We start from the raw sequence: 20,955 nt of genomic DNA, 5'->3' as shown, positions 1-20,955 counted from the left end.
TTGACGATCAGGGTATTGGCTTGGGCAGTGTAGTGATGAAGTCAAGATCCCTGACACAGACTTTTGGCGGCGTTTTATGAACGATTCTCGGAACGAGCCTGTGGATAACTCTGTGGAGAACGTTGTGAGGCTGTGGAAAACCGTGTGGATGCGAGGGGGAATCAGCGGGTCCAGTCGTGCTTGGCGGCCCTGATCAGCTTGTCCTTCAGCTCTCGGGTGTGGCGCCTGCTGACCGGCAACTCCACCCCGTCCACCGCCACCACGTAGCCCGATCCCGTCAGCCGCAGCTCGGCGATCAGGCGGATCTGCACCAGATACGACCGGTGAATGCGAACAAACCCGGCATCCGCCCAGCGATCGGCCAGGGTCGCCAGCGAGACCCGCACGAGGTGTGACGCGTCCGCCGTGTGCAGCCGGGCGTAGTCACCCTGCGCCTCGACCCAGCGCACCGACGAGCGCGGCAGCATCCGGGTGGTGCCGGCCAGCTCGACCGGAATCGCCGGCTCGTCCGCCGGACCACCCGCCGGGACCGGCGCGGACGAGAGCCGCACCCCCGCCACCCGCCGCAGCGACTCGCCCAGCCGCTCGGCGCGCACCGGCTTCCGGACGTAATCCGTCACGCCCAGGTCGAAGGCGTCCACCGCGCCGTCGTCGTACGCGGTCACGAAGACGATCGCCGGCGGGCGGGCGAAGCGGCGCAGGATGCGGGCCAGTTCCATGCCGTCCAGGCCGGGCATCCGGATGTCCAGGAAGACCGCGTCCACCTCGGTGTCCCGCAGCACCCGCAGCGCCTCGGTGGCGTCCCCGGCCCGGTGCACGTGGGCCACTCGCCCGTCCGCGTTCAGCAGATAGGCCAGCTCGTCCAGGGCGGGCGGCTCGTCGTCGACCGCCAGGACGACGAGACTCACGCCCGTACCCCGGGATGGAATTTCGGCACCCGCATGCTCACCTTCGTTCCCGCGCCGGGCGCGGTCTCCACCACCAGGCCGAAATGATCGCCGAAGACCGAGCGCAGCCGCTCATCCACGTTGGTGAGGCCGACGTGCTGCCCGTCGTCGGTCTCCGGGCGGTCGGGGGCGAAGACCGCCGGGTCCATCCCGACGCCGTCGTCCTCGACCGTGATGTGGCACTCGGCGCCCGCATCGCGGGCCTCGATGCTCACCATACCGACGCCGGGCTTTCGGGACAGTCCGTGCCGGACGGCGTTCTCGACCAGCGGCTGAAGGCACAGGAACGGCAGGCCGACGGGCAGGACCTCGGGGGCGATCTGCAGGCGTACCTGGAGACGGTCGCCGAACCGGGCGCGCTCGATGGTCAGGTAGCGGTCGATCGAGCGCAGCTCCTCGGCGAGCGTGGTGAACTCGCCGTGCGCCCGGAAGGAGTAGCGGGTGAACTCGGCGAACTCGAGGATCAGCTCGCGGGCCCGCTCGGGGTCGGTCCGCACGAAGGACGCGATCGCGGTCAGCGCGTTGTAGATGAAGTGCGGGCTGATCTGTGCCCGCAGCGCCCGCACCTCGGCCCGGGCGAGCCGTTCCCGGGACGAGTCGAGCTCGGCGAGCGCTATCTGCGAGCCGGCCCAGCGGGCGGCCTCGGCGGTGGCCTGGACGAGCCCGGGGGCCGGCTGGTCGTCGGCGATCGCGACGAGCGCCGCGGTGGCCCGGCCGTCCGGACCGGCCAGGGGTGCCACCACCGCGCCGCGCACCATGCAGTCGACCCGGTCGCAGGGTAGGTCGGCGGCGGTGAGCACGATCGAGCGGTGGCCGGTGAGGGCCCGCTTGCTGGCCGCGGTGAACTGGTCGCCGTGGTGGGTGCCGTGCCCGTCGAAGGCGAGGCATTTGTTGCCGTCGTCGATGGTCATCCCGACCGCCCCGACCAGCGACCGCAGATGCCGGATCGCCTTGCCCGCGGTCGCCGAGGTCAGCCCGCCACGCAGCGGCTCGGCCGCGAGCGCCGCGGTGTGCAACACGTCGTAGGTGGCCCGCTGCATGACCGTGGCGATGCCCCGGCGGCCCCGCAGCCGGACGACGGCCATGACCGCGGCCGCGAGGGCGACGAGCACGGCGACGACCGCGAGGGCACTGCCGACCCGTCCAGCCATGCGCAGAGCTTAGTAAGCGCCCTTGCGCTTTAGGACCACCCAGATCGTCCGCCAGAGGATCCCGAGGTCGTACGTCAGGGACCAGTTGTCGACGTAGTACAGGTCGAGCCGGACCGCTTCGTCCCAGGACAGGTCGGAACGCCCGGAGACCTGCCACAGGCCTGTCATGCCCGGACGCACGAGCAGCCGCCGCCGGACGTCGCCCAGGTAGTCGCCGTCCTCGGCGGGCAGCGGGCGGGGTCCGACCAGCGACATCTCGCCGCGCAGCACGTTGATCAGCTGAGGCAGCTCGTCCATCGAGGTGGCGCGCAGTTTGCTGCCGAAGGAGAAGATCCGGGGATCCTCCTTCATCTTGAACATCATGCCGTCGGACTCGTTGAGCTCCTCGAGCGTGGCCTTGCGCTCCTCGGCGTCCACGTACATCGTGCGGAACTTCCACACCCGGAAGGTGCGGCCCTCGTGGCCGACCCGCGGCTGGCGGAAGAAGACCGGGCCCGGGTCGGAGATCCGGATGCCGATCGCGATGAACAGCAGGAAGGGGCTGAGCAGGAGCAGGCCGAGGCCGGCCGCCACACGGTCGAGCAGGTTCTTCACCAGCCAGCCGGGGCCGGACAGGGTCGGCTCCTCGACGTGCAGCAGCGGAAGTCCCTCGATCGGGCGAATGTGTACCCGCGGGCCGGCGATGTCGGTGAGCTGCGGGGCGACCACCAGGTCGACACCGGTGCCCTCGAGCTGCCAGGCCAACCGGCGCAGCTCGCCGGGCTCGGCGCTGGCCGAGCCGCACACCGCGATCGTGTCGGCGCCGACCTCGCGAACCAGGGACAGGACGTCGCGGGCCGCGTACACGGGAACCGGTGTCTCGAGGCCGCGGGCGGCGGCGAAGCCGTCGGTGAGGTGAATGGCGACGGGGATGAGGCCGGCCGCCGGGCTGCGGGTGACCGCGGTGTAGACCTCGAGCGCCTCGGGCAGGGTGCCGACCAGGATCATCCGATGGGCGCCGTGGCCGGTGCGGCGGCGCGCTATGTGCAGCACCTGCCGGGCGATCACCCGGTCGATCAGCAGGAAGATCAGGGCGCTCAGCGACACCATGGCGACCGTGCCACGCGACAGCGTGGTCTGGGTGGCGAACGCGAGCAGCGACACGCAGGCCACGACGGTAACCGAGCAGCGCACGATCCGCTTGAACTCCTCGCTGCCCAGGCCCAGGTAGCGCCGGTCGTAGGTGCCGTTGGCCCAGAGCAGGATCAGCCAGCCGAGCGGCAGCACCACGTACGCGAAGAAGGAGAACAGCCCGGCGTCGTGCAGGAAGCCCCAGTCCTTGTGGCGGAACCCGGTCTTCGCCTTCTCCAGCACCGCGGCCGTGAGCCAGCTCGCCGCGAGGACGGCGATCAGGTCCAAGCCGACCAAGATCATCGTGTACGGGCGGTGCCAGCGCGACAGGCGCTTGTGCGTCCGGTTCCAGGCTGATCGGGGAACGCCGTTGCTCGGCGACTGCTCCTGCTGCCACTCGAAGCTGTCGTACGGCACGGGCTTGCTCCGGCTGCTGTCGGTAACTGGACGATGCAGGCTTGTCGTCACGTCGCCTACGTCCTCCCGCATCCGGAAAAGATTACGCACCGCCACGACCTTTCGGGCTCAGCCAACTCGGCCGACCCCTCGCGCGCCGCGCGGGTTGCCTGGGACCGGGCCACTATACCGATGGAACCCGGGTTGGCGAGCGTACGTCGTGCGGGCTATACCACTGCGAGTCGCCTACGCACACAGGGTAATTACGGAGGCTATCGAATTAGCTTAGAGAGACGGCGGTCTGCCAGGGGTTTGCCACCCGTCTGACACGTAGCGCAATACTGCAGTGACTTGTCGGCGAAGGAAACCTCCCGCACCGTGTCTCCGCAGACCGGGCAGGGCAGACCGGTACGCGCGTGCACCCGCATGCCCGCCCTCTTCTCGCCCTTGAGCTCGGCCGCCTTCTGCCCCACCGACCGGGCCACCGCGTCGGTCTCCACCTCGCGCATCGCCGTGTACAGCGCGTTCATCTGCTCGTCGGTGATCTTCCCAGTGAGTGCGAAGGGCGACATCTTGGCCACGTGCAGAATCTCGTCGGAGTACGCGTTGCCGATCCCGGCGAGCACCTCCTGATCGGTGAGCACGCCCTTGATCTGGCCGTTGCGGGAGCGGATGCGCTCGGCGAACTCGGCCTCGGAGACGGCCAGCGCGTCCGGGCCGAGGCGGGACACGCCGGGCACCTCGGCCGGGTCGCGCACGAGGTATGCGGCCAGCGACTTCTGCGTGCCGGCCTCGGTCAGGTCGAAGCCGGAGCCGTCGTCGAGCCGCATCCGCAGCGCGATCGGGCCGCTGCCCGGCTTGAGCGGCGCCGGCGACTTGAACGAGTCGCGGTAGTGCAGCCAGCCGGCCCGGGCGAGGTGGACGACCAGGTGCAGGTCGTCGCCGAGGCCCAGGTCCAGGAATTTGCCGTGCCGCCCGGCGTCGCGGACCGTCATCCCGGCGACGGCGGAGGCGGGCGGGTCATAGGTCTTCAGCGCGCTGAACGAGGAGACCTCGAGGCGCTGCACGGTGTGGCCGACCGCGCGCTCACGCAGATAGGCCGCGAGCGCCTCGACCTCGGGGAGTTCGGGCACGCCCTCAACGGTAGCGTTTCCGGCGTGAAGGTGGTCGTCGCGCACAACCGCTACCGGGAGGCGATCCCCTCCGGTGAGAACGTCATCGTGGACACCGAGATCGCGCAGCTGCGCGCGGCCGGTGTCGAGGTGCTGCCGTTCCAGCGCAGCTCCGACTCGATCGGGCAGCTCCCGGCCGTGCAGAAGGTGCTGCTGCCGCTGTCGCCGATCTACGGCCGGGCCGCCCAGCAGGACCTGTCCCGGCTGCTGACCGCCGAGCGCCCGGACGTGCTGCACCTGCACAACCCGTACCCGCTGCTGTCGCCCTGGGTGATCCGGACGGCGCACGCACACGGCGTGCCGGTGATCCAGACCGTGCACAACTACCGCCAGGTCTGCTCCTCCGGCCTGTATTTCCGGGACGGGCACAACTGCCAGGACTGCCGGGGCAAGGCGCTCGGCTGGCCGGCCGTGCAGCACCGGTGTTACCGCGGGTCGGCGGCGCAGAGCGCGCTGATGGCCACCACGCTGGCGGTGCACCGGCCGACCTGGCGCTCGGTCGACCGGTTCATCGCGCTGACCGATCGGATCGCGGCGCACCTGCGCGACTACGGCATCCCGGACGACCGGATCGTGGTGAAGCCGAACGGCCTGCCCGACCCGGGCGAGCCCGCTCCGATCGGCGCGGGTTTCCTCTACGCCGCCCGCCTCTCCCCGGAGAAGGGGCTGGCCCTGCTGCTGGACGCCTGGCAACGGCACCCGGACGGCAGCCTCGGCCCGCTCCGGATCGCCGGCGACGGCGAACTGCGGCCGCTGGCGGAGAAGGCGGCGGCCGAGCGCTCGGACGTCACCTACCTCGGCGTGCTCGACCGGGCCGGGGTCGACGAGGCCCGCCGGCAGTCGGCGGTCGTGCTGGCCACCTCGACCTGGAACGACGTGCTACCCACGGTGATCCTCGAGGCGATGGCGAACGGCCGGGCCGTGCTCGCGACCGCGGTGGGTGGCATCCCGTACCTGGTCGGCGACGAGGCCGGCTGGCTCGTCGAGCCGGACCCCGCGGCGCTGGCCGCGGCGCTGCCGATCGCCCGGGACGAGGCCGGCCCGCGGGCCGCCGCCGCCCGGAAGCGTTATCTGCGCGATTTCCACCCGGACGTGCTCACCCAACGGCTACTACAGATTTACCGGGGAATCACAGCGAACTCTGATCATACCCCGAGGTAGATCTTGGCCGTGGTGGGGAAAGGTGAGCCCGTGACGGATTCGATCCGCATTTCCCGACGAAACCTGCTGCTCGGCGTGGGTGGCGCGGCCGTGATCGGGGTGGCCGGCGGAGGGCTCGGGTACGCGCTGGGCCACCACGACTCCGACCAGACCGACAAGCCGACCGGCGCGACCGAGGCCGCCCAGGCCGCCCCGCCGAAATATCGCTCCCGCCCCGACCTGCGCACCCTGCCGGACGTCACGATCACGACCGCCGCCAACGGGAGCATCCCCGGCTACATCTGCCTGACCCCGGCCGCCGGCGCCGGGCTGTGGGGCCCGCTCATGGTGGACGAGAAGGGCTCGCCGATCTGGTTCAAGAAGGTGCCCGACCCGGCCACCGTGGCGGTCGACTTCAAGGTTCAGCAGTACCGGAACAGGCCGGTCCTGACCTGGTGGGAGGGGACCATCGGGGGCACCGGCGGGCAGGGCGTCGGGCAGGGCGAGTTCGTGCTCGCCGACGAGTCGTACCGGGAGATCACCCGGGTCCGGGCGGCCGGGTCCGACCAGGCCGACCAGCACGACTTCGTGATCACCCCGCGGAACACGGCGCTGTTCTGGGTCTACGAGCCGCTGCCGTACGACCTGACCAGCCACGGCGGCCCCAAGGACGGCGTGCTGCACGACGGCGTCCTCCAGGAGATCGACATCGCCACCGGCCGGCTGCTGTTCCAGTGGCGGGCACACGAGCACGTCGGCCTCGACGAGTCGTACGCGCCGCTGCCCCAGGGCGACTCGGCCCACCTGCCGTACGACTTCTTCCACGCGAACTCGGCGGGGCTCGCGGCGGACGGGAACGTCATCGCCTCGTCCCGGCACACCTGGACCACGTACAAGATCAATAAGCGCACCGGCGCGGTCATCTGGCGCCTCGGCGGCAAGAAGTCCGACTTCACCATCGAGGAGAAGGCGAAGTTCGCCTGGCAGCACGACTTCCGGCAGCGCCGGGACGGCACGTACAGCCTCTTCGACAACGGCAGCAACGGCACTGTCAAGCTGCGGGACTACTCGCGCGGCCTGGTGCTGAGGCTGGACGAGGCGGCCCGCACGGCAAAGTTCGTGGCCGAGTACGTGCACCCCGACAAGCTGTCGGCGCCGACTCAGGGCTCCTTCCGCGAGCTGGCCGACGGCGGCTCGTTCATCGGCTGGGGCCAGATGCCCTACTTCACCGAGCACAACACGGACGGCACCGTCCGGCTCGCCGGTCACCTGCCGCCGGACAACCAGTCGTACCGGGCCTACAAGGTCGACTGGACCGGGCTCCCGCTCGACCAGCCGGCGCTCGGCCTGCACGTGGACAACGGCAACGTCATCGTCAGCGCCAGCTGGAACGGCACCACCAAGGTGAGCCGGTGGCGGGCGCGGTCGGGCACCCAGCCGGGCGCCCTGGCCGGCGTGATCGAGGGCGACCGCTCCGGCTTCGAGACCACCCTCACCGTGCAGGGCACCCCCGAATACGTGGTAGCCGAAGCCCTCGACGCCACCGGCAAGGTGCTGGGCGCCTCCTCAGCCATCCCCGTCCGCGTGTAGGACGGCCGCGAGCCGCACCTCATCCCAAAGAAAAAGGCTCAGCCGCGCAATGCCTGGCGGGCCGAGAAGACCACGCTCGCCGCCAGGAACGCGGCGTTGACCAGGGTGAACAAACCCACGAACCAGATCGTCCACTGTGGCGCGACGGTGAGCACCAGGCCGGCCAGGGCGACCACCGCGCCGTAGTCGCGCACCAGCTTGACCAGGCGGACCGGCAGCGACCGGCTGGTCACGATGCTGGCCGCCTGCTCGCCGCCCTGCATCACCGACGTCACCAGGTTGACCATCCAGGTGCCGGCGAACGCCGCCAGCAGCCAGGCGGGAGTGTCGGCGACCTGCGCTTTCGCGGTCGCCGCCAGCGCCGAGACCAGCGAGATCTGCACGGCGACGTCGCAGAGCACGTCCAACCGGCCGCCGGCCACGCTGGTCCGGTGGGTGACGCGGGCGAGCTGGCCGTCGGAGCAGTCGAACGCGTACGCCAACTGCCAGCCGACCAGTGCCAGCAGGCCGATCGGCCAGGCCCAGACGCGGCCGTCGGCCACCGGACCGGCCGTGGCGATCACCACGAACGAGACCAGGCAGCCCAGGCCCAGGTTGAAGACGGTCAGCACGGACGGGGCCAGGCCACGTTTGTGCGCACCCACCGCGATCCGGGCACCGATGCGCTGGCTGAACGCCTCGCTGAACAGACCGCCCCCGCGATTCACGGCGTAATAGTCGGCTGCCGTCGGCGTACCCGCAAGGTGTGCGGAACCACCCCGGACGCCGGCGGACGCCGACGGCTCGGACCCGGCACCCGGAGCGGGCGGCGGGTTCACCGGGCCATGGCCGGGGTCAGCGCTCTTCGACGGCTTCGACATATTCGGCCAGCTTTCGGGTTATCTCGTCGTGCGTCATGGCGAGGTGCTCCAGGATCGTGAAGCGGTCGGGTCGCGTACGCGGCGCGAACGACACCGCCTCGACGAACTGCTCGGCGTTCAGCCCGACGTCCTGCGGCAGGCGCGGCAGCTGGTGCCGGCCCAGGCAGTCGGCGATCTGGGCGAAGCGACGCTCGTCGCCGCGCAGGAACGTGCAGAACAGTGCGCCCAGTCCGGCCAGCTCGCCGTGGGAGCCGGTGCCCGGGAAGAGCGAGTCGATGGCATGCATGATCTCGTGGCAGCCCCCGCTGGCCGGCCGGCTGCTGCCGCAGACCGCCATGGCCAGGCCGCTGGAGATCAGCGACTCGGCGAGCACGATGACGAACGCGTCGTCGCTCATGTCCCCCGGCATCGTCAGCATCGCCTCGGCGCCCATCCGGGCCAGCGACGCGGCCAGGCCGTCGACCGGCTCGCCGCGCATCTCGCGGGCCAGTTCCCAGTCGGCGAGCGCGCTGATGTTGCTGACCACGTCGCCGATGCCGCCGCGGTTGACCCGGTCCGGACCGGTCTCCACGAAGTCCAGGTCAACGATCACGCCGAACGGGATGTGCACGCCGTACGAGCCCTTGATCCCGTCATTGATCAGGCTGGCCACCGGGGAGCCGATGCCGTCGTTGGCGAGGCTGGTGGCCACCGAGATCATCGGCATGCCCCAGCGGTTGGCCGCGTACTTCGCGGTGTCGATCGTGGCGCCGCCGCCGATGCCGACGACCGCGTCGTAGTTGCGGGCGCGCAGCTTCGCGGAGAGCTCGAGCGCGGCGTCGAGGGTGCCGCCGGCGGTGGTGTAGACGTCGGCCGAGCCGAGGTTCGGACGGATGAGGTTCACCACCCGTTCACCGAGACCGGGGCCGACCACGACGGCGACGTCACCGCCCGCGGAGATCCGGCCGTCGGCAAGGATGCGCGCGAGGTCGGCGACCGCGCCGCGACGGACCTCGAAGTGCAGCGGCGTCTGGATGGTGCGGGCTAGTAGCGGCATGCGATGTCCCGCGCCTTCGCGAGGTCCTCGTGGTTGTCCACCTCGACCCAGCTGACCTCGCCGATGGTGGCCGCGCGGACCTCACCGCCGCGGTTCGCGTACTCCTGGAAACCGTCCTCGTAGTACAGGTTCGGGTCGCGTTCCCAGGTCGCCTTGAGCGCGTCGGCCAGCCGGCCGGCCGCCGACGGCTCGATGATGTTGGCGCCGATGTACTCGCCGAAGGCGTCGGCCGGCTCCATCAGCTTCGTAATCTTGGCGAGCTGTCCATCTGCATTGAAGACAGTCTTCATCTCCTCGTCAGCCAGCCTCTTCAGATTATCGATGGCGAGCAGGATGCTCGGACCACGATGGGCGAGGAGGGTGTGCTCGACGCTCACGGGATGCACGGTGTCGCCATTGACCATCAACGAGCCCTGCTCGAAGTGGTCACGGGCGAGCCAGAGGGAATAGGCGTTGTTCCACTCCTCGGCCTTGTCGTTGTGCACCAGGCTGATCTTGACGCCGTATTTCTCCTGGAAGGCCGGAACGCGTTCCTCGACGGCCTCGGCGCAGTAGCCCACCACGATCGTCACGTCCGAGAGTCCGGCCGCGGCCAGGTTGCGCAACGAAATATCCATGATCGTGGTATCGCCGTCCACCGGGACGAGCGCCTTGGGCAGGGTGTCCGTGTAGGGACGTAACCTGCGGCCGGCGCCCGCGGCGAGTACGAGTCCGATCATGTAATGGCTCCTGTCCAGGGCTGCGCGCAATGGTGCCTCGCGAGGATAACCATCGGTATCCCAGGAACCGGACGGCCCGAGGCACCGGAAAATTCTATAGAGGCCCCTCGTAAGCTACTGGGCATGACCGCTGAGCAGCTGATCTCCTTCGCCCGTGGCGCTCCGTCGCTGGACATCATCGACGTCGAGGGCCTGAAGGCCGCCGCCGCGCGAGCCTTCGACGCCGACCCCGCTGGCATGACCGCTTATGGCACGTCCGTCGGTTATGTGCCGTTGCGCAAGTGGATCGCGGAGAAGCACGGCGTCTCCGCCGATCAGGTCATCGTGACGAACGGGTCGCTCCAGGCCGACGCCTTCCTGTTCAACCACCTCGTCCAGCCGGGTGACACGGTCGTCGTCGAGAAGCCGACCTACGACCGCACGCTGCTCGGCCTGCAAAACCTGGGCGCGAAGGTGCATCAGGTAACGCTGCGTCCGGACGGCATCGACACCGACGAGCTGCGCGCGTTGCTGGAGTCCGGCGTACGCCCCAAACTCGCGCACATCATCCCGAACTACCAGAACCCGGCCGGCATCACGCTGTCCGAGCAGAAGCGGCGCGACCTGCTCGCCCTCGCGGTCGAGTACGGCTTCACCATCTTCGAGGACGACCCGTACGTGGACATCCGGTTCCGCGGCGACGCCCTGCCCTCGATGCTGTCGATGGACAGTGACAACGCGGTGGTCCACGCGTCCAGCTTCACCAAGACGGTCTGCCCCGGCGTCCGCGTCGGCTACCTGGTCGGCCCGGCCGCGCTGATCGATGCGATCGCGAAGAAGGCCACCAACCTGTACATCTCGCCCGGCATGGTGTCCGAGGCGATCGTCCATCAGTTCTGCGTCTCCGGTGACATCGAGCGGTCCGTCCGCACGGTCAGCACCGCGCTCGCCGAGCGCGCCACGGTCCTCGCCGACTCGCTGCGCAAGCACATCCCCGGCGCGACCTTCACCGAGCCCGACGGCGGCTACTTCCTCTGGGTCGACCTGCCCGACGACGTGGACGTGGACAAACTCTTCCCGGCGGCGATGAAGAAGGGCGTGGCTATCGTCAAGGGGACGGACTTCCTGCTCGACGGCGGGAAGAGCTCGGTTCGCCTGGCGTTCTCGGCGGTCACGGTCGACCAGATCGACGAGGGTGTCCGGCGCCTGGCCGCGGCCATCGACGAGGTCCGGGCCTAGGTGTCCGACCGGCCGGACGAGATCACTTGATCGCGTCCGGCCGCTAGGGCCTGTCCTGCCGCTGAGCTAGCCTGCTGCGGGCCCGTCATGCGGTTTGGGGAGGTCATCATGAGCGAGCGTGAGCCCGGCACGAGCCGGCCGAAGCCGCTGCAACGCGCCTTTGCCGTTCCGGTACGGGCCATGAACCGCTTCCGCGGCACGATCGACGAGGCTCCCGACGGCGCCGGTCACCAGCGCACCGCGAGCTCGGTGGTCGACTGCGGGGTGTACGTGGCCGGCAAGCGCCTGGCCGGCCGGTTCAGCCCGGACGAGGCGCTGCGGGTGGCCTGCTCGCACGAGGACGGTTTCGTCTGGCTCGGCCTGCACGAGCCGGGCCTGGACGAGATGACCGAGATCGCCCAGACGTACGGGCTGCACGAGCTCGCCGTCGAGGACGCGGTCAAGGCCGAGCAGCGCCCCAAGCTGGAAAACTTCGGCACGGTGCACTTCCTGGTCATGCGCACCGCCCGGTACGTGCCGCACCACGAGATCACCGAGACGTCCCAGGTCGTCGAGACCGGCCAGATGATGGTGTTCGTCGGCGAGCAGTTCGTGATCACCGTCCGGCACGGCGACGCCTCCGAGCTCGGTTCGGTGCGTGCCGACCTGGAGACCACCCGGGCCGCGCTGCTCGAGCAGGGCCCATGGGCGGTGGCGTACGCGGTGACCGACCGGGTGGTCGACCACTACATGATGGTCGCCGACCAGGTCGAGGCCGATCTCGACATCATCGAGGAGGGCGTCTTCTCCCGCGGCGCCGCCAGCCCGATTCAGGCCATCTATCAGATGAAGCGGGAACTGGTGGAGTTCCGTCGGGCCGTGGTGCCGCTGCAGCGCCCGCTCGCCACGATTGTCGCCCTGGTGCCCAAGCGGATCGGCAAGTACTTCCGCGATGTTCAGGACCATTTGACGCGTACGGTCGAGCAGGTCTCCTCCTTCGACGACCTGCTCAACTCGATCCTCCAGGCGCGGCTGGCCCAGGTGACCGTCGATCAGAACAACGACATGCGCAAGATCGCCGCCTGGGCGGGTATCGCGACCGTCTGGACCGCCGCGGCCGGCGTCTACGGCATGAATTTCCTACATATGCCGGAACTGAAATGGCTGTACAGCTATCCGGCCTGGTGGGCGATCACGCTGCTGGTCTCCGTATTGCTCTACCGGGCGTTCCGCCGCAATGGCTGGCTGTGAGGCATCCGGCAGCCGGCGGGCCCCTGACCGTCGACTTCGCCACCTAGAGTGACAGGGTGCCGTCGCGTCAGGATCAGCTTCATTCGTACCAGTACTCGCTGCAGCGGGTGGTGGCCGCGCTGGTCACGCACGACCCCGACCCGTCGCGCTCGCCGCTGCGCCGGGCCGGCACGACGGCTCTGGTCAGCCTGCTGATCGCGAGCCTCGCGGTGGTCGGCGCCACGATCTACGGTGTCCTCACCGGACAAAGCAGTGCGAACCCGAAAGACACGAAGGTCGTGTTTCAGGAGAAGGGCACCGGCGCGCGGTTCGTCTTCCTCCAATCGGACAGAAGCCTGCATCCGGTGCTGAACTACACCTCAGGCCTGCTGCTGACCGACTCCGACACCCCCGAGTTGCAGAGCATCTCGTCGGCGAAGCTGGCCACCGTCGACCTCGGCGCCACCCTCGGCATCCCGGGCGCGCCCGACTCTCTACCGGCGAAGGATTCGCTGCTCACCGAGCGCTGGTCGGTCTGCACCGACAACCGCGGTGAGGAGAACCCGGCGCGCAGCATCCTGCTGATCGGCGACAAGCTCACCGACGGCACGGTCGCGGCCAAGTCCGGCGAGGCGCTGCTGATCCGCGACCAGAGCGGGCGGGTCTGGCTGGTCTCGGGCAACAAGCGGTTTCACATCCCCAGCGAGCGGCTGATCGCGACGCTGAGCGTGCTCGACTGGGCCTCGAAGGACCCGTGGCCGGTCTCCGACGCCTTCGAGAACGCCATCCCGGTCGGCAATGAGCTGACCGCACCGGCCCTGCCCGCCGACCGCGGCGCCGACTCCGTCCTCGCCGGTTTCCAGGTCGGCGACCTGGTCACCGACTCGCGCAACCAGTTCGGCATGATCCTGGCCGACGGCATGGCCGACATCACCCCGATGCAGGCCAAGCTGCTCCAGGCCGTGCCCGGGGTCGATGTGCCGCGGGCGATCGCCAACAAGTTCGGCCAGCTTCACCGGTCCGCCACGAAGATCACCGACGTGGGCAAGCCGAACGCTCTGCCGTACGACGTGCCGAAGCTGCACGAAGGCACTCCGGCCAGTGCGTGCATGACGCTGCCGGTCGACCCGAAGGCCGGCGACGGCCTGCGGATCGATCCGACCGTGCCGACCGGCGCCACCAAGGTCACGCCGGGGGCGGACACCCCGGGGAGCGTCGAGATCGCCGATTTCGTGCACATCGCCCGCGGCAAGGGCGTCCTCGCGTCGCTCTCCCCGTCGCCCGGCGCGCCGGCCGACAGCAGCACGGTCGTGCTGATCACCGACACCGGCCGCGGCTTTCCGCTGGCCAACCGGTCGTTGATCACCAAGCTCGGGTACGCGGGCGCCAAGATCCCACAGATCCCGTCCCAGCTGGTCTCGATGGTGCCGCGCGGCCCGTCGCTGGACCCGGCGGTGGCTCGCCGGGCCGGCGCCCAGTAGGCCGGGCCGGCGCCCAGTAAGCCCAAGTAAGCCGGGCCGGCGCCCAGAAAGCACACCGACGGGCGGATCGCCGTTACCGGCGTCCGCCCGGACGATGTTTCGCCTGTTACCGGGGGTGCTGAGCCGTATCCGGCAGGGTGCCGTTCGGCGTCGTGTACGACGAGGGCTCGGCCGGCTCGAACGCCGCGTCGTCCGCCCCGCCGACCTGCGCCGACCCGATCGGGGTGATCGGGTCGTACTCGTCCCACTGGGCGGCCCGGCGACGCTTGGTCAGGTAGCCGGCGCCGACGCCGATGGCCGTGCCGATCAGCGCGTAGCCCACGAGGCGCGAGCCGCGGTGCCGGTCCGACCGCTTGTCGACCTTCTTGCGCAGCTGCTTCGCGTACTTCTTGTTCTGTTTCGCAGCCTTCTTCGCCTGCCGGCTGCTCATCTTGCCCGCTTGCCGAACGTTGCCGGTCGTCGAGTTGACCAGCGGCGTCAGCGTCGCGAGGGCGCTGTCCCAGCCGCTGGACGCGGCATCCTTGGCCTTCACGGCCGCCGGCTGCATCTTGTCGACCGCCGTCTGCAGCTTCGGTCCGACCGTCGCGCTGGTCTCCTGAGCCGCGAGCGACGCCGCGCGCTTGAAGTGGTCGACGCTCTGGCCGAGCTCGTTCTTCATCCGTCGGCTGCGGCTCCTGCGGCGCATCGTTGCGAACACCAGTGCCCACCTCCTGTGGTTCTCTTCCACGTCATGGTGCCCTCAACAGGTACCCCGGCGTGGCCGGATCTGACACATGGGGGAGGATCCGAATTACAAAACGAACTGTCCCATCGCCCCTTCGAGGTACGCCAGGGGCGACCGCGACACAGACAGGAGTCACCCGTGGCCGAGAAGCTTTACGCCACCCTGCACACCAACCACGGCCCGATCCGGCTCCAGTTGTTCCCGGACCACGCCCCGGCGACCGTGCGCAACTTCGTGGAGCTCGCGGAGGGCAGCAAGGACTACGTCGACCCGCGTACCGGGCAACAGGGCAAGGGCACGCCGTACTACGACGGCACCATCTCGCACCGGGTCATCGCCGGCTTCATGGTCCAGATGGGCGACCCGACCGGCACCGGCCGCGGCGGCCCGGGCTTCAAGTTCGCCGATGAGTTCCACCCGGCGCTGCAGTTCGACCGCCCGTACCTGCTCGCGATGGCCAACGCCGGACCGGGCACGAACGGCTCGCAGTTCTTCATCACGGTCGCGCCGACCCCGCACCTCAACCGGCGGCACACCATCTTCGGCCAGGTGGCCGACGAGGCGTCGGCGAAGGTCGTCGACTCGATCGCGACCACCAAGACCGGCCCCGGCGACCGCCCGGTCGAGGACGTGGTCATCGAGCGTGTGGAAATCGAGCGAGTGCAGGACTGACGTACTGTTGAACCCATGAGTGGGGCTCCCTCGACGGCACCGGGTTGCTACCGGCATCCGTCGCGGGAGACCTACATTCGCTGCGCCCGCTGCGAGCGGCCGATCTGCCCCGACTGCATGCACGACGCGTCGGTGGGTCACCAATGCCCGGAGTGCGTAGCGGAGGGCCGACGCACGCAGCGGCCGGCGCGGACCGCCTTCGGCGGCAGCCGCGTCGGCCAGGCCGGCCTGGCGACCCGCATCCTGATCGCGATCAACGCGCTGGTCTTCGTCATCTCGGCCCTGTCCGGCGGCGCCCGGGCCCTCGGCGGCTCCGGCGGTTTCTTCGGCATGCTGGGCGCTTCCACGCCGGTCACCCTGTGGGGCGAAGTGCTCGGCTACGCCCCCTACTACCAGGGCGGCCCGGTGCACGGCATCGCGGCCGGCGAGTGGTACCGGCTGTTCACGGCGATGTTCCTGCACTACGGCGTGCTGCACATCCTGCTCAACATGTGGGTCCTCTGGCAGTTGGGCCGCTACCTCGAGGCCCGGCTCGGCCCGGCCCGGTTCGTGGCGCTCTACCTGCTGGCCGGCCTGGGCGGCAACGTCGCGGCCTATCTGTTCACCCCGCCCAACCAGGGTGCCGCCGGCGCCTCGACCGCGATCTTCGGCCTCTTCGCCGCGATCATCATCGTGAATCGGCGCCTCAAGCTCGACATCAGCGCCCTGATCCCGCTGCTGGTGATCAACCTGCTCTTCACCTTCACGGTGCCGCACATCTCCGTGGCGGGCCATCTGGGCGGCTTGGTGACGGGTGGCGTCGTGGGCCTCATCCTTGCGTACGCCCCACCCACGCGCCGCACGCCGTTCCAGGTGGCGGGCTGCACCGCGGTCCTGGTGCTGCTCGTGGTCGCGTCGCTGGTCCGCACCGCGGCCCTGCTGGGCTGAGGCGGCTCTGCTGGGCTGAGGCGGCCCTGCTGGGCTGAGGCGGCCGGGCACCACCCGCTGCGGCTCGGTCAGTCCGGCGGCAGCGGCCTGGCGGCGCCCGAGGCGAGCAGCCCGATCGTCAGGGCGCCCAGGACGCAAAGGATGGCGTGCAGGACGCCGAAATGCTGGGCCAGCACCCCGATCAGCGGTGGACCGGCCAGAAAGGCGCCATATCCGATCGAGCCGGCCACCGACACCCGGATCGCGGCGCGGAGCGGATCGTCGGCGGCGGCGCTCATGCCGACCGGGAATCCCAGCGAGGCGCCGACACCCCAGAGCAGGCCGCCCAGCAGGGCCATCGGCACGCCGACGCCGGCGACCACGGCGAGCAGGCCCAGCATGCCGCTGACCGCGGTGGCCCGCAGCACCGGCACGCGGCCCCACCGCTCGATCGCGGCGCCACCGAAGAGGCGCGACAGGGTCATCGCCGTGACGAACGTGCCGTAGGCGATCGCGCCCACCGTCTCGCCGGCGTGGTAGCCGTCGACCAGGCCGATCGCCAGCCAGTCGTTCGCCGTGCCCTCGGCGAAGCCGAAGCCCAGCATGATCAGGCCGATCAGGATGGTGCGCGGCTCGCGCCACGCCTGGCCGACGCTGACCGGTCGCGCGTGGCCGCCGGGCGGCGGGTGCGGAAGAAACCTGCGTACGGTCGGGAAGGTCACCGCCGCCGTGAGCGCCGCGGTGAGATAGAGCTGCGCCCAGATCGGCACGCCGGAGGCCGCCGCCAGCGCGCTCACCGCGGCGCCCAGCACCGTGCCCAGGCTGAAGCCGGCGTGGAAACGCGGCATGATCGTGCGGCCGAGGCGGCGTTCGACGCCGGCGCCCTCGACGTTCATCGCGACGTCCCAGCAGCTGTTGGCGGCGCCGATCAGGATCAGGCCGGCCACGGCGATCGGCGTGGCACCGGCGAGCGTGCCGGTGCCGAGCCCGGTCAGTCCGAGCGCCATGGTGCCGCCGGCCAGCAGGATGGTGCGCGCCGGGCCGATCCGCTGCACGACCGGCCCGGCCGCCGGGATCGCCAGGATCGCGGCGGCGGAGAGGCAGAGCAGCAGCAGTCCGAAACCGGCGGCGCTCAGGTGCAGGGCGTCGCGCACGGAGGGCGCGCGGGCGAGCCAGCCGCCGAGAGCGAGCCCGTTGGTGGCGAAGGTGACGGCGACCGCGACTTTCGCCCGCTCCACCCGCGGGAGGTCGGTGGTCGTCACGCCCTCGAACTTACACGTTAAAGCGGTACCGGGGCGAGCGTCGCTCAAGATCGGGTCCTGTGTGGAATATCCGGACTTGTCGGTCGGCCATCCGACCAGCGGCGGGACCGGCGTGACGAAATCGATACGCGGTTTCCGCACTCCCGGCAATAGCCGCTATCCAGGCTAAAGCCCTGCCGAATGCCAAAGCGGTGGGCGCGTTAAATCCGGCTTAAACCCATACGTGCGATTTGTGGCCGTGCACCGCGCCACTATGGATGATCAGCCGACCGAAGCAACTAGGCCGTACGGGCGATATTCCATGTCGGTTGGTCGATGTACGCGCGAGTAGGTTCCGCGTTGAGTGGCTGGGCTCAGGTCAAGCCACTCATGGGGGATCCAAGCATGCGTATGCGCGGCCACCACTGGTCCCGAGTCGCCGCCACGTCGGTTCTCTCCCTACTCACCGCAGCGGCGGTGATCCTGCACCAGCAGGCCGGCAGCGACAGCGCGAAGGGCGTCCAGCCGGCCACCGCCGACCCGCACGCGGGGCACATCATGCCCGAGGCCGTGCCGGTCGCGGTGACCACCGCCGCGCCCCTGCCCCGTACCGGCTGGACGATCACCGCCGACAGCGAGGCGAGCGCGGCGGAGCGGGTGCTGGACGGCAACGCGGGCACCTCGTGGAAGAGCGGGTCCGGGGCGATGCCGCACTCGATCACCATCGACACGCACAACCGCATCGCGCTCAGCGGCCTGACCTACATGCCCTCCGACGGCGCCGACGGCCGCATCGGCCGGTACCGGGTGGACATCAGCGACGACGGCACGAAGTGGAGCACGAACGTCGCCTCCGGCGCGAAGTGGAGCACGAACGTCGCCACCGGCACGTTCGCCGACGACGACACGGTCAAGACGGTCACGATCGGCACCACGGTGACCCGGTACGTGCGGCTCAGCGTGCTCAGCGAGGCCGGCGACCGGGTCAGCTGGATCTCGGCCGCGGAGATCAACCTGCTCGGCGGCACCGACCCGGCGCTGCCACGGACCGGCTGGACGGTCACGGCCGACAGCCAGGAGACCGCGCGAGCGGCCAACGCGGCGGTCAACGCGATCGACGGCAACACCGCGACGATCTGGCACTCGGCCTGGAGCTCGAGCCCGCCGAAGCCGCTGCCGCACACGTTCACCATCGACATGCACAAGTACTACTTGGTGTCCGGCCTCAGCTACCTGCCGCGCCAAGACTCGTCGAAAAACGGCAACATCGGCAGCTACAAGATCGAAACCAGCATGAACGGCACGCTCTGGGCGCCGCAGTCGGTCACCGGCCAGTTCGGCGACCTCAAGACCGCACAGACGGTCACGATCCCGTCGCAGATCGCCCGATACGTCCGGCTCACCGCGACCAGCGAGGCCGGCAAACGCGGCCCGTGGAGCAGCGCCGCCGAGTTCAACGTGCTGGGCCGGGACAACCCGGCGCTGCCCCGCACCGGCTGGACGGCCACCGCTGACTCGCAGGAGACGACGACCGAGAACGACCCGGCCAGCAAGGCGCTCGACAACAGCAACGCCACGTACTGGCACAGCCAGTACTCGCCCGCGCCGGCCAAGCCGCTACCGCACTGGATCACCGTGAACATGGGCAAGGTCCAGGCGGTCGGTGGCCTGCTCTATCAGCCCCGCCCGGCGACCAACGCCAACGGCCGACCCGGCTCGTTCAAGATCGAGACCTCGACCGACAACAAGACCTGGAGCACCCGGATCAGCGCCGGGAAGTTCGGCGACAGCGCGGCCCCGCAGACCGCGGTGTTCCCGCCGGTCGACGCGCAGTACCTGCGGTTCACCGCCACCACCGAGGCCGGCAACCGCGGCCCGTGGACCTCGATCTCCGAGCTGTTCATCTTCGGCGCGAGCGGTTCGGTCTCGCCCAACCGCGGCACATGGAGCGCGCCGGTCGGCTTCCCGCTGATCCCGGTCGCCGCCGCGCTGCTGCCCAACGGCAAGGTGCTGACCTGGTCGGCGTACGCGCCGGACACGTTCTCCGGCGGCAACGGCCTCCGCACCCTGACCGCCACCTTCGACCCGGCGACCGGCGTGGTGACCCAGCGGACGGTCACCGAGACCGGGCACGACATGTTCTGCCCCGGCATCTCGGTGCTTCCGGACGGCCGGGTGATCGTCACCGGCGGCAACAACAATCAGAAGACCAGCATCTACGACCCGGCCACGGACGCCTGGACCGACGGCGGCAACATGACCACCGGCCGCGGCTATCAGGCCAGCGTCACCCTCGGCAGCGGCAAGGTGTTCACCATCGGCGGCTCGTGGAGCGGCCCGGTCGGCGGCACCGGCAGCAACCCGCACAAGGCCGGCGAGGTCTGGTCGGCCGACGCCGGCTGGCACGCGCTGCCCGGCGCCAACGTGGTGCCGATGCTGACCAACGACAGCAACACGCTCGGCGACTACCGCAAGGACAACCACGCCTGGCTGTTCGCCTGGAAGGGCGACAAGATCCTCCAGGCCGGCCCGAGCAAGGCGATGAACTGGTACTCGATCGACGGCAACGGTTCGGTCTCGGCGGCCGGCACCCGCAGCGACGCCGACGAGATGAACGGCAGCGCCGTCATGTTCGACACCGGCAAGATCCTCACGCTGGGCGGCTCGCCGAGCTACAACAACTCCGACGCCACCGCCGACGCGCACCTGCTCACCATCAACGACGACGGCACGGTGAGCGTTCGGAAGGTCGGGTCGATGGCGAACACCCGGGCGTTCCAGAACAGCGTGGTGCTGCCGGACGGCAAGGTGCTGGTGATCGGCGGCGAGAACTACGCGGTGCCGTTCTCGGACAACACCGCGGTGCTCAACGCCGAGCTGTGGGACCCGACCTCCGGGCAGTTCAGCACCATGGGGACGATGGCCGTGCCGCGCACGTACCACAGCGTCGCGCTGCTGCTGCCGGACGGCCGGGTGTTCACCGGCGGCGGCGGCCTCTGCGGCACCGGTTGCGCCACGAACCACTTCGACGGGCAGATCTTCACCCCGCCGTACCTGCTCAACGCGGACGGCTCGGCCGCCGAGCGCCCGGAGATCACCGACGCGCCGGACAGCCTGAAGAACGGCGATGGCTTCAACGTGACGACGGGCAGCGCCGTCACGTCGTTCGCCATCGTCCGGATGGGCACGGCCACGCACTCGGTGGACACCGATCAGCGGCGCCTCTCGCTGCCGCTGACGATCAACGAGAACGGCACATACCGGCTGACCATCCCGGCCGATCCGGGCGTCGCGGTGCCGGGCTACTGGATGCTCTTCGCCCTGAACTCGAAGGGCGTGCCCAGCGTCGGCCACATCGTGCACATCACCAACTGATCGACCCG

17 protein-coding genes are annotated in these 20,955 nt (G+C 69.9%); 8 read left to right on the top strand and 9 right to left on the bottom strand.

Features of this window, described 5'->3' with window-relative positions:
* Positions 1-161 precede the first annotated feature (161 nt).
* From ODJ79_RS00495 to ODJ79_RS00480, 4 genes are all read right to left on the bottom strand, one after another.
* Positions 162-908 (bottom strand): LytR/AlgR family response regulator transcription factor, encoded by a 747-nt coding sequence (locus tag ODJ79_RS00495; RefSeq protein ID WP_411267243.1) that lies wholly within the window; start codon positions 906-908, stop codon positions 162-164.
* Positions 905-2,098: a sensor histidine kinase gene (locus ODJ79_RS00490; protein WP_263021248.1), complete on the bottom strand. Its 1,194-nt coding sequence runs from the start codon at positions 2,096-2,098 to the stop codon at positions 905-907. The genes ODJ79_RS00495 and ODJ79_RS00490 overlap by 4 nt, the downstream gene beginning before the upstream one ends.
* Positions 2,099-2,107: 9 nt before the next feature.
* Positions 2,108-3,697 (bottom strand): sugar transferase, encoded by a 1,590-nt coding sequence (locus ODJ79_RS00485; RefSeq protein ID WP_263021247.1) that lies wholly within the window; start codon positions 3,695-3,697, stop codon positions 2,108-2,110.
* A 179-nt stretch (positions 3,698-3,876) separates the two neighbouring features.
* Complete coding sequence (locus tag ODJ79_RS00480; RefSeq protein WP_263021246.1) at positions 3,877-4,737, bottom strand: Fpg/Nei family DNA glycosylase; 861 nt, start codon at positions 4,735-4,737, stop codon at positions 3,877-3,879.
* 24 nt (positions 4,738-4,761) lie between these two features.
* Here ODJ79_RS00480 and ODJ79_RS00475 point away from each other — a divergent pair, with 24 nt between their 5' ends.
* Together ODJ79_RS00475 and ODJ79_RS00470 are read left to right on the top strand one after the other, a co-directional pair.
* Complete coding sequence (locus ODJ79_RS00475; protein WP_263021245.1) at positions 4,762-5,937, top strand: glycosyltransferase family 4 protein; 1,176 nt, start codon at positions 4,762-4,764, stop codon at positions 5,935-5,937.
* Between the two features lie 30 nt (positions 5,938-5,967).
* A complete protein-coding gene (locus ODJ79_RS00470) occupies positions 5,968-7,506 on the top strand; it encodes an arylsulfotransferase family protein (RefSeq protein ID WP_263021244.1) in 1,539 nt (512 codons plus the stop codon).
* 38 nt (positions 7,507-7,544) lie between these two features.
* Here ODJ79_RS00470 and ODJ79_RS00465 read toward each other — a convergent pair whose 3' ends face one another.
* The 3 genes from ODJ79_RS00465 to ODJ79_RS00455 all read right to left on the bottom strand — a co-directional run bounded on the left by ODJ79_RS00465 (position 7,545) and on the right by ODJ79_RS00455 (position 10,121).
* Positions 7,545-8,213 (bottom strand): CDP-alcohol phosphatidyltransferase family protein, encoded by a 669-nt coding sequence (locus ODJ79_RS00465; protein ID WP_263021243.1) that lies wholly within the window; start codon positions 8,211-8,213, stop codon positions 7,545-7,547.
* Between the two features lie 127 nt (positions 8,214-8,340).
* Entirely contained in the window at positions 8,341-9,402 is a 1,062-nt protein-coding gene (locus tag ODJ79_RS00460; RefSeq protein ID WP_263021242.1) for an iron-containing alcohol dehydrogenase family protein, read from the bottom strand.
* Positions 9,390-10,121, bottom strand: coding sequence for a phosphocholine cytidylyltransferase family protein (locus ODJ79_RS00455; RefSeq protein WP_263021241.1), 732 nt, complete (start codon positions 10,119-10,121; stop codon positions 9,390-9,392). The genes ODJ79_RS00460 and ODJ79_RS00455 overlap by 13 nt, the downstream gene beginning before the upstream one ends.
* A gap of 123 nt (positions 10,122-10,244) precedes the next feature.
* Between ODJ79_RS00455 and ODJ79_RS00450 the strand changes: the two genes are divergently transcribed.
* From ODJ79_RS00450 to eccB, 3 genes are all read left to right on the top strand, one after another.
* Positions 10,245-11,339 (top strand): PLP-dependent aminotransferase family protein, encoded by a 1,095-nt coding sequence (locus ODJ79_RS00450; RefSeq protein WP_263021240.1) that lies wholly within the window; start codon positions 10,245-10,247, stop codon positions 11,337-11,339.
* Positions 11,340-11,447: 108 nt separating this feature from the next.
* A complete protein-coding gene (locus ODJ79_RS00445; RefSeq protein WP_263021239.1) occupies positions 11,448-12,569 on the top strand; it encodes a magnesium and cobalt transport protein CorA in 1,122 nt (373 codons plus the stop codon).
* Positions 12,570-12,625: 56 nt separating this feature from the next.
* Positions 12,626-14,029, top strand: a complete 1,404-nt coding sequence (gene eccB / locus ODJ79_RS00440) for a type VII secretion protein EccB (RefSeq protein WP_263021238.1) — start codon at positions 12,626-12,628, stop codon at positions 14,027-14,029.
* Positions 14,030-14,135: 106 nt separating this feature from the next.
* Here the strand turns inward: eccB and ODJ79_RS00435 are convergent, their stop codons facing one another.
* A complete protein-coding gene (locus ODJ79_RS00435) occupies positions 14,136-14,687 on the bottom strand; it encodes a hypothetical protein (RefSeq protein ID WP_263021237.1) in 552 nt (183 codons plus the stop codon).
* A 204-nt stretch (positions 14,688-14,891) separates the two neighbouring features.
* On the opposite strand from ODJ79_RS00435, the gene ODJ79_RS00430 reads away from it, so the two are divergent.
* Both ODJ79_RS00430 and ODJ79_RS00425 read left to right on the top strand, forming a co-directional pair.
* Positions 14,892-15,425 (top strand): peptidylprolyl isomerase, encoded by a 534-nt coding sequence (locus ODJ79_RS00430; RefSeq protein ID WP_263021236.1) that lies wholly within the window; start codon positions 14,892-14,894, stop codon positions 15,423-15,425.
* Between the two features lie 15 nt (positions 15,426-15,440).
* Entirely contained in the window at positions 15,441-16,352 is a 912-nt protein-coding gene (locus ODJ79_RS00425) for a rhomboid family intramembrane serine protease (RefSeq protein WP_263021235.1), read from the top strand.
* A gap of 68 nt (positions 16,353-16,420) precedes the next feature.
* On the opposite strand, the gene ODJ79_RS00420 is transcribed toward ODJ79_RS00425, so the two are convergent.
* Positions 16,421-17,593, bottom strand: coding sequence for an MFS transporter (locus ODJ79_RS00420; protein ID WP_263021234.1), 1,173 nt, complete (start codon positions 17,591-17,593; stop codon positions 16,421-16,423).
* A gap of 384 nt (positions 17,594-17,977) precedes the next feature.
* On the opposite strand from ODJ79_RS00420, the gene ODJ79_RS00415 reads away from it, so the two are divergent.
* Positions 17,978-20,947, top strand: a complete 2,970-nt coding sequence (locus ODJ79_RS00415; protein WP_263021233.1) for a discoidin domain-containing protein — start codon at positions 17,978-17,980, stop codon at positions 20,945-20,947.
* Positions 20,948-20,955: the final 8 nt, after the last annotated feature.

Source organism: Actinoplanes sp. KI2 (assembly GCF_025630775.1).
GTDB lineage: Bacteria > Actinomycetota > Actinomycetes > Mycobacteriales > Micromonosporaceae > Actinoplanes.
The sequence above is the reverse complement of the archived record's forward strand: the minus strand, read 5'-3'. Positions and strand labels throughout refer to the sequence as shown.

Excerpts from the sequence above, each read along its gene's own strand:
- ODJ79_RS00425 (WP_263021235.1), top strand. The coding sequence starts at position 15,441 with ATGAGTGGGGCTCCCTCGACGGCACCGGGTTGCTACCGGCATCCGTCG.
- ODJ79_RS00460 (WP_263021242.1), bottom strand. The coding sequence starts at position 9,402 with ATGCCGCTACTAGCCCGCACCATCCAGACGCCGCTGCACTTCGAGGTC.
- ODJ79_RS00450 (WP_263021240.1), top strand. The coding sequence starts at position 10,245 with ATGACCGCTGAGCAGCTGATCTCCTTCGCCCGTGGCGCTCCGTCGCTG.
- ODJ79_RS00445 (WP_263021239.1), top strand. The coding sequence starts at position 11,448 with ATGAGCGAGCGTGAGCCCGGCACGAGCCGGCCGAAGCCGCTGCAACGC.
- ODJ79_RS00485 (WP_263021247.1), bottom strand. The coding sequence starts at position 3,697 with ATGCGGGAGGACGTAGGCGACGTGACGACAAGCCTGCATCGTCCAGTT.
- ODJ79_RS00490 (WP_263021248.1), bottom strand. The coding sequence starts at position 2,098 with ATGGCTGGACGGGTCGGCAGTGCCCTCGCGGTCGTCGCCGTGCTCGTC.
- ODJ79_RS00455 (WP_263021241.1), bottom strand. The coding sequence starts at position 10,121 with ATGATCGGACTCGTACTCGCCGCGGGCGCCGGCCGCAGGTTACGTCCC.
- ODJ79_RS00415 (WP_263021233.1), top strand. The coding sequence starts at position 17,978 with ATGCGTATGCGCGGCCACCACTGGTCCCGAGTCGCCGCCACGTCGGTT.
- ODJ79_RS00435 (WP_263021237.1), bottom strand. The coding sequence starts at position 14,687 with ATGAAGAACGAGCTCGGCCAGAGCGTCGACCACTTCAAGCGCGCGGCG.